This is a genomic window from Sphingomonas sp. (genome assembly GCF_017745215.1).
GTDB lineage: Bacteria > Pseudomonadota > Alphaproteobacteria > Sphingomonadales > Sphingomonadaceae > Sphingomonas.
This window is the reverse complement of the sequence record NZ_JAGHZV010000001.1, coordinates 387572-400551: the sequence shown is the minus strand read 5'-3', so window position 1 is coordinate 400551 and position 12980 is coordinate 387572. Positions and strand designations below refer to the sequence as shown.

At 68.0% G+C, this 12980-nt stretch carries 13 protein-coding genes; 7 read left to right on the top strand and 6 right to left on the bottom strand.

All coding sequences use genetic code 11. The features are described from left to right. Positions 1–42 precede the first annotated feature (42 nt). The 5 genes from J7495_RS01955 to J7495_RS01935 all read left to right on the top strand — a co-directional run bounded on the left by J7495_RS01955 (position 43) and on the right by J7495_RS01935 (position 3910). Positions 43–789 (top strand): glucose 1-dehydrogenase, encoded by a 747-nt coding sequence (locus J7495_RS01955; RefSeq protein WP_294054381.1) that lies wholly within the window; start codon positions 43–45, stop codon positions 787–789. 57 nt (positions 790–846) lie between these two features. Then, positions 847–1488 (top strand): glutathione S-transferase, encoded by a 642-nt coding sequence (locus tag J7495_RS01950; RefSeq protein WP_294054380.1) that lies wholly within the window; start codon positions 847–849, stop codon positions 1486–1488. Positions 1489–1511: 23 nt separating this feature from the next. Further along, positions 1512–2345, top strand: coding sequence for an alpha/beta hydrolase (locus J7495_RS01945; protein ID WP_294054379.1), 834 nt, complete (start codon positions 1512–1514; stop codon positions 2343–2345). 68 nt (positions 2346–2413) lie between these two features. Continuing rightward, positions 2414–3154, top strand: coding sequence for a 3-oxoacyl-ACP reductase family protein (locus J7495_RS01940; RefSeq protein ID WP_294054378.1), 741 nt, complete (start codon positions 2414–2416; stop codon positions 3152–3154). A gap of 12 nt (positions 3155–3166) precedes the next feature. Then, the gene (locus tag J7495_RS01935) at positions 3167–3910 is read left to right on the top strand and encodes an SDR family oxidoreductase (RefSeq protein ID WP_294054377.1); all 744 of its coding nucleotides are present in this window, start codon (positions 3167–3169) and stop codon (positions 3908–3910) included. 189 nt (positions 3911–4099) lie between these two features. On the opposite strand, the gene J7495_RS01930 is transcribed toward J7495_RS01935, so the two are convergent. The 3 genes from J7495_RS01930 to J7495_RS01920 all read right to left on the bottom strand — a co-directional run bounded on the left by J7495_RS01930 (position 4100) and on the right by J7495_RS01920 (position 6330). Beyond that, positions 4100–4603: a winged helix-turn-helix domain-containing protein gene (locus J7495_RS01930; RefSeq protein ID WP_294054376.1), complete on the bottom strand. Its 504-nt coding sequence runs from the start codon at positions 4601–4603 to the stop codon at positions 4100–4102. 147 nt (positions 4604–4750) lie between these two features. Beyond that, positions 4751–5806, bottom strand: a complete 1056-nt coding sequence (locus tag J7495_RS01925) for a FecR family protein (protein ID WP_294054375.1) — start codon at positions 5804–5806, stop codon at positions 4751–4753. Continuing rightward, positions 5803–6330 (bottom strand): sigma-70 family RNA polymerase sigma factor, encoded by a 528-nt coding sequence (locus J7495_RS01920; protein ID WP_294054374.1) that lies wholly within the window; start codon positions 6328–6330, stop codon positions 5803–5805. The genes J7495_RS01925 and J7495_RS01920 overlap by 4 nt, the downstream gene beginning before the upstream one ends. Positions 6331–6608: 278 nt before the next feature. Here J7495_RS01920 and J7495_RS01915 point away from each other — a divergent pair, with 278 nt between their 5' ends. Continuing rightward, positions 6609–9623: a TonB-dependent receptor gene (locus J7495_RS01915; protein ID WP_294054373.1), complete on the top strand. Its 3015-nt coding sequence runs from the start codon at positions 6609–6611 to the stop codon at positions 9621–9623. 101 nt (positions 9624–9724) lie between these two features. On the opposite strand, the gene J7495_RS01910 is transcribed toward J7495_RS01915, so the two are convergent. The 3 genes from J7495_RS01910 to J7495_RS01900 all read right to left on the bottom strand — a co-directional run bounded on the left by J7495_RS01910 (position 9725) and on the right by J7495_RS01900 (position 12425). Beyond that, a complete protein-coding gene (locus J7495_RS01910) occupies positions 9725–10708 on the bottom strand; it encodes an alpha/beta hydrolase (RefSeq protein ID WP_294054372.1) in 984 nt (327 codons plus the stop codon). A 65-nt stretch (positions 10709–10773) separates the two neighbouring features. Further along, positions 10774–11532, bottom strand: coding sequence for an alpha/beta hydrolase (locus J7495_RS01905; protein ID WP_294054371.1), 759 nt, complete (start codon positions 11530–11532; stop codon positions 10774–10776). A 65-nt stretch (positions 11533–11597) separates the two neighbouring features. After that, positions 11598–12425 carry a DJ-1/PfpI family protein gene (locus tag J7495_RS01900; protein ID WP_294054370.1) on the bottom strand — a complete coding sequence of 276 codons (828 nt, stop codon included), beginning with the start codon at positions 12423–12425 and terminating at the stop codon, positions 11598–11600. Between the two features lie 215 nt (positions 12426–12640). Here J7495_RS01900 and J7495_RS01895 point away from each other — a divergent pair, with 215 nt between their 5' ends. Further along, a complete protein-coding gene (locus tag J7495_RS01895) occupies positions 12641–12937 on the top strand; it encodes a putative quinol monooxygenase (protein ID WP_294054369.1) in 297 nt (98 codons plus the stop codon). The last annotated feature ends 43 nt before the right edge of the window (positions 12938–12980 follow it).

Genomic DNA, 12980 nt, shown 5'->3' with positions numbered 1-12980 from the left:
ATCCGGGCTTATCTTCGTGATTTTAAATCAAGGAGTTGGGCAATGGAAAATCAAGTCATCTTGATCACTGGCGCGCTTACCGGCATCGGCCGGGCCACTGCGCTCGAAGCGGCGCGCAAGGGTTATCGCCTGGCCGTCTCCGGCCGCAATGCGGAGACCGGCGAGGCATTGGCGGCCGAACTGCGCGGCCTTGGCGCCGAGGCGGAGTTCATCCGCGCCGATGTGCGCCGCGACGAGGAAGTCCGCGTGCTGGTCGACAGCACGGTGGCGCGCTTCGGCCGCCTCGACGTCGCCGTCAACGTGGCCGGCACCGAGGGGCAGCCGGGCCCGATCACCGCCCAGACCGCGGAGAGCTACGCTGCCACCTTCGACACCAATGTCCTCGGCGCGCTGCTCAGCGTGAAGCACGAGGCGCGGGTGATGCAGGCGCAGGGCGCCGGCAGCATCGTCAACATCTCGTCGAGCTACGGCCATGAGGGCGCGGCCTATGCCTCGGTCTATTCGGCCAGCAAGCATGCGGTGGAAGGCATCACCAAATCCGCCGCGCTCGAGCTGGCTGGCGCCGGGGTCCGCGTCAACGCCGTCGCGCCGGGACCGACCGACACCGGCATGCTGGACCGGTTCACCGGCAGCGAGGCGGTCAAGGCCCAGCTGGCCGCCGGCGTCCCGCTCGGCCGCGTCGGCCGTCCCGAGGAGGTCGCTCGCGCGATCCTCTTCATCGGTTCGGACGACGCTGCGTTCGTCACCGGCCAGATCCTCACCGTCGACGGCGGCAAGACCGCCGGCTGATCGCAATGCCCGGGCGCGCGGGCTTCGCCTCGCGCCCTTCCCCCGAAGGACAAGACCATGGAAAAGCTGAAGCTCTATCATTCGCCGGTGTCGCCCAATGCGCGCCGCGTCCGCATCTACCTCGCAGAGCGAGGCATCGACGCCGAGCTGGTGACGGTCGACCTGGGCGCCAAGGCGCAATTCTCCGACGCCTATGCGGCGATCAACCCGCGGCAGGTCGTGCCGACCCTCCTGCTCGCCGACGGCACGGCGATCGGCGAAGTGCCCGCCATCATCCGCTACCTCGACGAAGCCTTTCCCGAGAACCCGCTCGACGGCGCGACGCCCAAGGACAAGGCACTGGTCCAGATGTGGGAGCGGCGCATGGAGCAGGAGGGCCTGCTGCCCGCCGTCGCGGCCGTGCGCAATGCCGTCCAGGGGCTGGCCGGGCGCGCGCTGGCGGGGCCGCATGGCTATGCGCAGATCCCCGGCCTGATCGAGCGGGGCCGGCAGATCGTCTCCAATCTCCACGCCGACCTGGAGCTATGGCTCTCGCAGCGGCCGTTCGTCGCGGGGGACAGCTTCTCGGTTGCCGACATCACTGCCGTCGTCGCGATCGACTTCGCGACCAAGGCGCTGTCGATGCCGATCCCCGAGGGCAACGCCGCCACCCTGCGCTGGTACGCCGCCGTCGCCGCCCGCCCCAGCTTCTCCGCCTGACCCCCGTTTCAAGGAGACAGACCATGACCTACACGCATGACACCGCCCCGACCCGCTATGTCGAGGCAGAAGGCATCCGCTTCGCCTATCGCCGCTTCGGCAAGCCCGGCGGCGTGCCCATCGTCTTCAACCAGCATTATACCGGCACGATGGACTATTGGGACCCGGCGGTGACCGACGGTCTCGCCGCGACCCGCGAAGTCATCCTGTTCGACAATGCCGGCGTCTCCAGCTCGTCGGGGGAGACGCCGGCCAGCTTCCAGGCGATGGGTGCCAACGCGATCGCCTTCATCCGCGCGCTGGGCCTTGGCCAGGTCGACGTGCTGGGCATCTCGATCGGCGGCTTCGTCGCGCAGGAGATCGCGCTGCAGGGCGGGAGCCTCGTCCGCAAGGTCATCCTCGTCGGCACCGGCCATCGCGGCAACGACATGACCGCCAGCCGTTCGAACGCGATCTTCTCCGCCACCTATGATCCGCCCGAGCATCTCTGGCTGGCGGTCCATTTCAAGCCCACCGAGACCAGCCAGAGGGCGGGCCTCGCCTTTCTCGAGCGCAAGTGGCGCCGCAAGGATCGTGATCCGGAAGTCAGCGCGCAGACCGTCGCCGCGCAGGGCGAAGCGATCGGCAAGTGGATCACGCCGGACGGGAACGCCCTCGACTATCTGAAGTCGATCACCCAGCCCGTGCTCATCGTGCAAGGCAGCGACGACGTAATCATCCCGACCGCGCACTCGCTCACCCTCCAGCAGAACCTGCCGGACGCGCAGCTCATCATCTACCCGGATTCGGGCCACGGCTCGATCTACCAATATCCCGAGCTGTTCGTGGCCGAAGCCGTCCTGTTCCTCGACAAGTGACCCGATGCGCCCGCGGCCGGGCTGCGGGCGCCTCCATCATCAGCCCACTCCATCAAAAGGAATTTCCAATGGCCAATCTCGCCAACAAGACTGCGCTCGTCACCGGCGGCTCGCGCGGTATCGGGGCAGCCATCGCCAGGCGGCTCGCCGCCGATGGCGCCAGCGTCGCCATCACCTACACCCGGGGCGCGGACGCCGCCGCCGAAGTCGTGAAGGCGATCGAGGGAGCCGGCGGCAAGGCGATCGCCATCCGGGCCGATGCGGCGAATGCCGGAGCCGTGCAGGCCGCGGTCGAGCAGACCGTCGCCGCCTTCGGCGGGCTCGACATCCTGGTGAACAATGCCGGCACCGCCATTCCGAAGCCGTTCGAGGAGACTTCGCTGGAGGAGATGGATCGCGTGATCGACATCAACCTTCGCGGCGTGCTCGTCGCAACACAGGCCGCGCTGAAGCACCTGCGTGACGGCGGGCGCGTCATCACGATCGGCTCCAGCGTTGGCGAGCGGGTGATGACGCCGGGCCTCGTCGCCTATTCCGCGACCAAGGGCGCGGTGAAGCTGTTCAGCCAGGGTCTAGCGCGCGAGGTGGGCCCGCGCGGCATCACCGTCAACACGGTCCAGCCGGGCCCGATCGATACCGATCTCAACCCGGCTGCCGGGGACTGGGCGACGCCCCAGATCGCGACGACGGCGCTCAAGCGCTACGGCCATGTCGACGACATCGCCGCGATGGTGGCCTTCGTCGCAAGTCCCGAAGCCGGCTACGTCACGGGCGCGAGCCTGAGCGTCGACGGCGGCACCAACGCCTGAGCGGAGGGGATCATGAACTGCAACGGAAAGACCGCTCTCGTCACCGGCGCCTCGCGCGGCATCGGCCGCGCGACCGCCCTGGCGCTGGCGGCGGCGGGCGCCCAGGTGCTCGTCCATTACGGCCGGAGCGCGGCCGATGCGGAGGCGGTGGTCGAGGATATCCGCGCGGCCGGGGGCCGGGCCCGGGCGATCGGCGCCGACCTCTCCGCCCCGGACGCTCCCGCCGAGCTGGCCCGCCAGGTGCGCGCGATCGCCGGCGACCGGCTCGACATCCTCGTCGCCAATGCCGGCATGGCGAAGGCGGTGTCGATCGAGGACACCAGCATCGAGGATTTCGACGCGCTGTTCGCCGTCAACGTCCGGGCGCCCTTCTTCCTGGTCCAGCAGCTGTTGCCGATCCTCCGGGAGGGGTCGAGCGTGATCTTCACCTCCTCGCTCGCCGCTCACGCAGCGGTCGGCACGCTGCCGGCCTATGCCGCGACCAAGGGGGCGATCGACACGCTGGTGAAGCATCTCGCCGCCAGCCTCGGGCCACGGGGCATCCGCGTCAACGCCGTGGCGCCGGGGGTGGTCGCCACCGACATGTCGAGCTTCACCAAGACTGATGCGGGGCGCGACTATACGCTTGGCATCCAGGCACTGCAGCGCCTGGCGCAAGCCGACGATATTGCTGGCGCGATCGCCTTCCTCGCCTCGGATGCCGCCCGCTGGGTGTCCGGCGACACGCTGCGGGTCGATGGCGGGTCGAAGCTCTAGGCCGAGCGCCTTCAGGACCCAATATGTTGATGACCATCGACAAGGACTCGCCGGCCGCGGCAGAGCCGCGCCGCTTTCGGGCGGACGACCAAAATCGAGCGCGGCTCCGGCGACTGCTTGGCTGCGGAAGCAGCCAGCGGCGAACCGTGCTCCACGACAATTTCCGCTTCGGCACGGTCGCCGGCCGCTTCACGCCGCCGCGCAGGGCAGGACGAAGCCGCGGTGGTGATTCGAATATTCCAGTATCTCCAGAAGCGTCTTGCCCAGCAGACCCTCGGCCCCATCGGCCCCGATGACGATGACCAGCGGCATGCCGGGAACCGCCGCGCGCGCCGGGATTCCGACGGCGTCGTTCGCCGTCGCGGCATCGTCCGAGACCAGCAGATAGCCGCGTCCAGCGATCGTCTTGATCCGCCAGCGCTCGGGGCCGAGCGCACGCCGCACCAGGCTGAGCTGCACCTTGAGATTGCTCTCGACCACCGTGACCGTGGGCCACACCCGGCGGATCAGCTCTTCCTTGGAGACGATCTCGCCGCGGGCGTCGAGCAGCATCTTCAGCAGGTCGAACGCCCGGCCGCCCAGCTCGACTTGCTCGCCGTCGACCAGGACCGTGCGCGCCGAGGGGATCACCTCAACACTTCCGAGCCGGATCGACGAACGTCCCGAATGGATGCCCGCGATGTGCGCCCGCATCTGGTTCTGAAGAATGGCTACGTCCGCAAGGCTTCCCATGGCGTGTCCCCGATTGACTGTCGTGATGGGAGACGCACTCGCCGCGGGAACCTACACCCCGCCGCACGAAAAATCTGCGCGCGCCAGACAAGCGTTTGGGATTAAATATTATTTTCTGGAAACAATCTCGATTTCGCCGTCTTTCGCCGGCCCGGCGCGAACCGGATAGAGCATCGTCAGCGTCTGGACGAAGCCATCGGGATCGTCCGTGGGAAAGGCGCCGCTGATCCGCAGCGACGCGGCGCCGGGATCGCGCACGACGAGCTTCTTCGCATTGTACCGGTTTAGCTGCGCCACTGCCTCGGCGAGCGTTTCGCCATCGAACCGGATGAAGCCGCGCCGCCACTCGAGCGGAAGCGCGGTCTGGACCTGGCCGATCACATCGGGCTTGCCCGTCCGGACGACGAGCTGCTGGCCGGGCGCCAGCCGCTCGGTCTCGCGGCCCGGGTGCGCCGGATCGCTGCCCGCGCTGATCCCGACCGATCCTTCGACCAGCACGACGCGAGTTTCGTCCTGGCCGAGCCGGATATTGAACCGCGTGCCGAGCACCGTGACGATCCGCTCGCCCGCCGCCACGCGGAACGGGCGTCGCGCGTCGTGGCTGACCTCGAAGAACGCCTGCCCCCTCACCAGCCGCGCCATGCGCTGGTCGCCCCGATAGGCGACGTCGACGGCGCTGTCGGTGTCGAGGGTCAGCTTGCTGCCGTCCTGAAGCTCGACTGTCTTTCGCTCGCCCACGGCGGTGCGATAGTCGGGAATGCCGAAGGCCGCGGGGTCGGGCTCGGCCGCCGCCACGACCTGTTGCTCGGGCGCGTTGCCGCCGAGCCGGCCGAGGCTGACGAACAGCGTGACCACCACCACCAGCACGAGCGACGCCGCGACCGCATAGCGAAGCGCGACCGGCGCGAACCGCTGCGGCTCGAACTCGAGCGCATCCTCGCGCATCGCGTCGAACGCCTGGGCGCCCTCCGCGAACTCGAGGCTGTCCCACAGTTCAAGCGCATCGTCCCAGGCAGCGCGGTTTGCTTCGCTCGCCGCGAGCCACTGCTCGAAGACGGCACTGCCCGCTTCGGTCTCGTCGCCCTGCAGCCGTTCGAGCCAGAAGGCGGCCCCGCGAGTCGGCCCGATGAGCTGCAATTCGCGAAGCGTCGGCAGGAGGCTCATCGCTCTTCCGCCCTCGCCCGCAGCAGCGTCTCGATCGCGCGCAGCATGTGCTTCTGGACGGCGCTCACCGAGATATCGAAGCGCGTGGCGATCTCGGCGTATCGCATCCCCTCCAGCCGGCTCAGCACGAAGATCGCGCGCGTCCGCTCGGGCATTTCGAGCAGCGTCGCCGAAACCTGCTGAAGCCGTTCGCGCGCGATCAGCGCGCGCAGCGCGTCGACATCGTCCGCTTCGCCATGTTCGGGAAGCAGGGGCAGGTGCGCGCCCGCATGGCGGACATTGCGCCGTCGCTGCCGGTCGAACAGCACTGCGCGGGCAGTCTGGTAGAGATAGGCCTCGACGTTCGCCACCTCGTCGCCGGCCTGGCGGTTCGCGAACCGCAGGAAACATTCCTGCGCCAGATCCTCGGCGTCGGTCATGTCGCCCACCCTGCGGCGGAACCAGCCGACCAGCGACGGGCGGAATTGCCGGAGCTGATGCGCGAACGCACCCGTCTGCTCCGGTTTCGGCGTCCCGCTGCCCATGAGGACAGTCTGGTCAACATCGCGGACAAACTCCAGCACCCAAAGGAGGGGGCGCGGCCAAACCATCGGCGGCTATCCCTTGGGATAGTGTAACTGCCTCGCTGCGCCCGGCAGAGTAAAGTCCGGTGAAGAATCGATAATCCGGGGCCGGCGGCGTCGATGCGGGCATCCGGGGCTGCACCCTGTCGCACTCGACCATTCTCGAACTCGGACCAACCCGTGGGGGGCGCCACGCTTTGGACTCGCGCACGATTCTGATGCTGATTGGGGCGCCAGCCTTGGCGCTGACCACGCCGGCGGCGGCGCAAAGCGGCACGCTGGTCGTCTCGCTGAAGGCGGGCCGGCTCGACGATGCGCTGCGCGAATTGTCGGTGCGCAGCGGCGTCGGCATTCTCTTCTCGCCCGACGTGGTCGGCAACCGCCGCAGCGTGCGTGTCGCGGGCAGGATGACGCTCACCGAGGCGCTCGACCGGCTGCTCGCCGGCACCGGCCTGGCCTATCGCCGGACCGGCGCAGGCACGATCGTCATCTATGCGCTGGCCAAGGCGGAGGAACCGGAGCCCGCCATTCCCGAAATCCTGGTGATCGGCCGGCGCACGCAGAACCAGGACATTCGCCGCACCGAGAACGACACCAGGCCCTATGAACGGTTCAATGCGCGCGCAGTCGAGGAGGCGAGCTCGGACGATGTCGGCCAGTTCCTGCGCACGCGCGTGTCGAGCAACACCGTGCTCGCCGGCCCGTCACAGGATCCCACGGGGCAGTTCGGCGACAATCGCTCGCTGATCGATCTCCATGGGCTCGGCGCCACCGAGACGCTGGTTCTGGTCGACGGCGCGCGGATGCCGCGCACGCCCAGCCTGTCCTCGCTCGTGTTGCAGCAGCCCGACCTGAACGGCATCCCCCTCGCAGCCGTCGAGCGAGTCGAAGTGCTGACCGCCACCGCGGGCGGCATCTACGGCCCGGGCGCGACGGGCGGCGTGATCAACGTGATCCTCAAGCGCGACTATCGCGGCGCCGACCTGGGCTTTACCTATGGCCTGAGCACACGGGGCGACGCGCCGCGCCGGCGCATCGACGGGAGGATCGGCTTCACGCCCGATCATGGGCGCACCGACGTGATGCTGACCTTCTCGCGGACGACGTCGGACGCGCTCCCGCTCGGCAATCGCGACTATGCCGTCGACGCCCGGCGCCTCCTCGTCGAACGCGATCCGAACGGGTTCATCGCTACCTATCCTTCCGGCAACGCGGTCATGGTGCGCAGCCTCTTCGGCGACAATCTGTCGTTCGTGCCGGGCCTCGGCGGTACGGCGCTGAACGCGTTCTACACCTTCCTGCCGCTCGACCAGGCCGGCCGGCAAAGCGGGCTCGCAGCCACGCTGCTCGCCAATGCCGGCCAGATCCCGACGGAGCTTGCCCCCGATGGCTCGGGCACGCGGCGCGGCCTCACCAACACGACCGTCGTCAATTCGCTGCTCGTGAACCTGCGCCACCGGTTCGGCGACGACGTCCAGGCCTTCGTCGACTTCGTGGGATATGAAAACCACGGCAGTGCCGTGGTCACGATGAACAGCTCGCTGGTCATGCTCGGCGCGGCCCCGGCCAATCCCTTCCAGCAGCATGTCGTGCTCACGGTCCCGATGCCGGGCTTCGACGGGACGGGCCGCACGAACCTGCGGACGTACCGGCTTTCGTCGGGCGTGATCGTCAACTTGCCGCTGGGCTGGAAGGCCGATGCGAGCTTCGCGATCGGCGGCGTGCGTTCGCACCAGGGCGTGACCACCTATATCCTCGACAGCGATGCGTCGGCGGCCGTCGGATCGGGCCAGCCCGCGGCGCCCGGCGAACCGCCGCCCAATCCCTTCGGAGACTGGAATCAGTTCGTTGCCGCGACGGCCAATCACAAGACGATCTATGGCGTGTCGTTCGATTCGGACACGCGGTTCCGCAACGCGAGCCTGCGGCTGGCGGGGCCGATCTACACGACCGCCGGCGGCCCGGTCACGCTGTCGCTGCTCGGCGAGCATCGCTTCGAGAAAGTGCGCGAGGTGTCCCTCCGGACGATCTACGAGGACCTCGACTTCACGACAAAGGCTCCGGGCTTCGCGCTCTCGGTGTCGTCGCTCTACGGCGAGCTTCGTGCGCCGCTGCTGTCGCGCGACAGCAGCATCCAGCCGTTGCGGGGGCTGGAACTGGAACTCGCCGCGCGGTTCGACGACAACAGGACGCGCCTGCCAAGCACCGACGACGAACGGCTGACCGCGCACCAGACGGCCGTCGCCTACACCGCGGGCGTGAAATTCTACCCGCGCGACAATCTGATGCTGCGCGCGAGCATCGCGACGGGCACGCTGCCACCGACGCCCGAGCAGCTGCGGCCCTCGACGAGCGTCTATCGCAGCGCCTACATCGTCGGCGATCCGAAGCGCGGCGGCCGCGAGGTCGGGAGCGAAGGCGTCTTCACGCTGTTGGAGGCGGGCTCGCTGAACCAGCCGTCCGAACGGGCGCGCTCGATGTCGGTCGGGGTGGTGCTCAATCCCGACCGGGGCGCCATCCCGCGCCTCTCGATCGACTATACCCGCATCGTCAAGACGCATGAGATCGGCACGAACTTCGGCGGGAACATCCTCTATTTCCTTGCCAACGAGGGCCTTTATCCCGGCCGCGTAACCCGCGCGCCGCTGACTGAAGCGGATCGGGCGGCGGGGTTCACCGGCGGCGTGATCACGCAGATCGACGCGCGCTATCTCGATATCGGCAGGACATGGAGCGACGTGATCGATATCCGCGCGGACGCGGCCCTCGACCTGCACGGCCTGGGCAGCCTCAGGCTCTACGGCACGGCGACCTGGCACCCGAACCTGCGCCGGTGGATGGCGCCCGATCGCCCGGCGATCCAATATGTCGGTTTCGCGAACGGCCCGCTCCGGTGGCGCGGCAACGCGGGCTTCACCTGGGATCGCGGCCCCCTCTCCTTCGCCGCGAACGGGCAATATTACGCCGGATACCGCTCGATCGACCTCGAGAACAATGTCGCGCCGACCGTGATCGACGCGACCGAGCTCGACCAGCCGGGGGTCCATATCCCCGGGCAATTCTATCTCGATCTCTCGTTCGCCTATCGGATCGACAACCCGTCTCCGATCGTGCGGCGGATGGAGTTCCGGCTGGGCGTGGTCAATGCGTTCGACCGGTCGCCGCCGATCGCGACGAGCACGCCGCTCGGCTACAGCTATTACGGCGATCCGCGCCGGCGCCGGATCGAGGCTTCGCTGGTCGGGCGTTTCTAGAGTCTGGCGTTGGAGGGTCGGGACGCCGGCACGGGAGGGGGGACGCGAGGCGTCGGCGCCCCGACTGCGATCGGCGGGGGCGCGCCGACCGCATCTCATCGTCAGCGGGCCTGCGGCGCCACCTTGCGATCGAGGAAGTCGTGGATCAGCGGCGCCATCTCCGACAGCCGGTCCTCGAGCGCGAAGTGGCCGCTGTCGAGCAGGTGGAGCTCGGCATCGGGCAAGTCGCGGAGATAGGGACCTGCCCCCTCGGCCGGGAAGATCGTGTCGTTCTTGCCCCAGACGATCAGCGTCGGCGGCCGGCGCTCGCGGAAGAAGGCCTGGAATTGCGGATAGAGCGGCACGTTGGTCCGATAGTCGTAGAGCATGTCCAGCTGGATCTCGCGGTTGCCCGGCCGGTCGAGCAGCGCCTGGTCGTGGACCCAATTGTCAGGGCTGATCCGCGAGACGTCGCCCATGCCGTCGGTGTACTGGAACTTGGTGATGTCGAGCGTCACCAGCCGGCCCAGCGCCTCGCGGCGCGCGGGGGTGCCTTCGTTCCAATAGGCCTTGATCGGGTCCCAGAAGGCGCGAAGCCCTTCCTCATAGGCATTGCCGTTCTGGACGATCAGCCCGGTGACCCGCTCGGGATGCTTGAGCGCGAGCCGGTAGCCGACCGGCGCGCCGTAATCCATCACGTACATCGCGTAGCGGCTCGCACCGAGGCGGCCCATCAGCGTGTCGATCATGTCGGCGAAATGGCCGAAGGTGTAGGCGAAGCGCGTGTGATCGGGCGCGTCGCTCTGGCCGTAGCCCGGATAGTCGGGGGCGATGACGCGATACTTGTCGGCGAGCAGCGGGATCAGGTTGCGGAACATGTGCGACGAGGTCGGGAAGCCGTGGAGCAGCAGCACGACCGGACCGTCCGCCGGGCCCGCCTCGCGGTAGAAGAGCTTCACGCCGTCGATCGTCTCGGTGCGATAGTGGACGACGGCGGGCGCAGCGGCGGCGGCAGCCAGGGCGGCCTCGGCGGGCCGGGCCTCGGCCTGGGGGGCGGCCGCGAGCGCCAGCAGCGCAGGCGCGACCGAGAAGAGTAGCTTGTTCACGGCAATCTCCATGGGTTCGGGAAAGGATCGCGCGGCCGTGCGGGGACGGCCGCGCGACGTCCGGATCATTTCATGTCGGCGGCCGCGCCCTCGATGAACGCGGCGACTTCCTCGGGGTGCGAGAGCATCACGGCGTGGCTGCTCGCGATCTCGACGGTCTTCGCCTTGGCCCGCGCGGCCATGAAGCGCTGCGTGGTCGGCGGGATCATGTGATCCTGCGTCGTCAGCATGAACCGCAGCGGCTTGTCCTTCCAGGCTGCCTGGGTGAGCTTCGGCTGGATCGCGCCAAGGCCCCAAGGCACCTGCGACGCCGCCATGAACCGCACCGTCGCGGGATCGCCGTCGGGCGCGAATGCCGCGGGGAACTTGGCGGGATCGACGATGATGAAGCCGTCGCTCGGCGGGAGCAGCGGCGGCGAAGGCTCGCCGGGCACCGGCCGCGTGGCGAGCTCGAACACCGACTCGCCGACGTCGGGCGCGAAGGCGGCGAGATAGACGAGGCTGCGGACCTTGGGGTCGGCGCCGGCCTCGGTGATCACTGCGCCGCCATAGGAGTGGCCGACCAGCACCACCGGCTTGCTCGCCTTGGCGATGACCTGCTTCGTCGCCTCGACATCGCCCTCGAGCGTGATCGTGGGGTTCTGGACGACGAGCACTTCATAGCCGTCGCGCGTGAGGATGTCGTAGACCGACTTCCAGCCCGATGCGTCGACGAAGGCGCCGTGCACCAGCACGATCGAGACGGGCTTGTCCGGGACGGTCTGCGCCGGGGCGGCGGATGCGGTGAGCATGGCGAGGATTCCTCCAAACAGAATGCGGTTCATGGTGTGTCTCCTGGGATTCCCCCCGCCCGCAGCATCTGCCGGGCGGAGAATGGGCTTCTCGCGCCTCAGGCGGTGGCGAGCATCGAAGCGGCGGCACCGGACTGCGCGCGATAGCGGTCGAGCGCGGCGATCAGTGCCTTGGCGATCGGGTGATCCGAGCGCGGGTTCTGCCCCGTGATCAGCTCGCGATCCTCGACGACGTAGGGCGCGAAGTCCTCGGGCGTGGTGCTGACCTCGGCGCCGGCCAGGTTCAGCGCGAACGGCATGTCGAAATAGAGTTCGCCGTGGAGGATATTGTCCTGGATCCACTTCTCCTCGGTCGCCGAGAAGACCGTCATCCTGTAGCCGGCATATTGCCAGCCTTTGGCCCATTCCCGAGCCTTTTCGGTGTCGCCTGCGATCAGTGCCGCGCGGAACTCGCGGGCATAGGGCATCGCGGCCACCGACGAGATCGGGCCGTGGCACAGCATCGCGGTGGGCTTCGCCTTCGCGTGGAAGTGGCGCAGGATCTCGCCGATCTGCTGGTCCTGCATCAGGTCGACGATCGGCGCCTGCCCGCCCGGGATGTGCAGCCCGGCATAATTGTCGAGGCCCTCGTCTAGCACCGAGCGCAGCGTGCGCCCCTTCATCGCGGGATCGTTGGCGTAGAAGTCCTTGGCGCGGGCATAAAGCGCTTCGTCGCCGCCGAAATGTTCGACCTTGTCCGATGCCGGGTCGATGTACGGCGGCTCGCCATTGGGCGTGGCGAGCACCACGTCGTAGCCTGCCTCGATGAGCGCCATCGCGGGCACTACGGTTTCATTGAGATACTGGCCGGTGGCGCCCCAGTAACCGCCCTTGATCTCGATGCGCTCGGCATTTGAACCAAGGATAACGACCTTACCTTTGCTCATGACTTCCTCCTTTGCTTCGATCCGTCGAATAAAGCGACGAACTATCGATAGCTCCGACGCGGTCGATCGGCACGTAAATGGAGGTAAGCCGAGGTTAATCGGCTGGAGGATCGAGGATCTTACCGTTCAACAACCAAATTTGACGCAATTTTACGACACGATATCTGACCGACACCTTATCCTGTGCGGATTCTTACTCATCCAGGAGCAGGCAGATGACGAACCAGGTGAAGACGGTGGCTGTGCTCACGGCACATCCGGGCAAGGCCGGCGAACTCCGGACGCTGCTCGACGGCATGGTCGCGCCGAGCCGGGCGGAGCCGGGCAATCTGCGCTACGACCTCTGGGCCGATCTGGCGGCCCCCGGCCGCTTCGTGCTCGACGAGCTCTATACCAGTCACGCCGCGGTGATCGCGCACCGCGAAACGCTCCATTTCCAGAATTATCTCTCGCACATCAACGCGCTCGGCGAGCGCAGCGCCTGGACCCTTCATGCCGTGGCCGTCGGTTGACGCAGGCGACCGGCACGACGGACGGGCGCGGTTCTCGCGACTG

Bases quoted from the DNA above. Each gene is read 5' to 3' on its own strand.
- J7495_RS01905 (WP_294054371.1), bottom strand. From the start codon at position 11,532: ATGAACCGCATTCTGTTTGGAGGAATCCTCGCCATGCTCACCGCATCC.
- J7495_RS01920 (WP_294054374.1), bottom strand. From the start codon at position 6,330: ATGGGCAGCGGGACGCCGAAACCGGAGCAGACGGGTGCGTTCGCGCAT.
- J7495_RS01900 (WP_294054370.1), bottom strand. From the start codon at position 12,425: ATGAGCAAAGGTAAGGTCGTTATCCTTGGTTCAAATGCCGAGCGCATC.
- J7495_RS01945 (WP_294054379.1), top strand. From the start codon at position 1,512: ATGACCTACACGCATGACACCGCCCCGACCCGCTATGTCGAGGCAGAA.
- J7495_RS01895 (WP_294054369.1), top strand. From the start codon at position 12,641: ATGACGAACCAGGTGAAGACGGTGGCTGTGCTCACGGCACATCCGGGC.
- J7495_RS01940 (WP_294054378.1), top strand. From the start codon at position 2,414: ATGGCCAATCTCGCCAACAAGACTGCGCTCGTCACCGGCGGCTCGCGC.
- J7495_RS01930 (WP_294054376.1), bottom strand. From the start codon at position 4,603: ATGCGGGCGCACATCGCGGGCATCCATTCGGGACGTTCGTCGATCCGG.
- J7495_RS01935 (WP_294054377.1), top strand. From the start codon at position 3,167: ATGAACTGCAACGGAAAGACCGCTCTCGTCACCGGCGCCTCGCGCGGC.
- J7495_RS01925 (WP_294054375.1), bottom strand. From the start codon at position 5,806: ATGAGCCTCCTGCCGACGCTTCGCGAATTGCAGCTCATCGGGCCGACT.
- J7495_RS01950 (WP_294054380.1), top strand. From the start codon at position 847: ATGGAAAAGCTGAAGCTCTATCATTCGCCGGTGTCGCCCAATGCGCGC.
- J7495_RS01955 (WP_294054381.1), top strand. From the start codon at position 43: ATGGAAAATCAAGTCATCTTGATCACTGGCGCGCTTACCGGCATCGGC.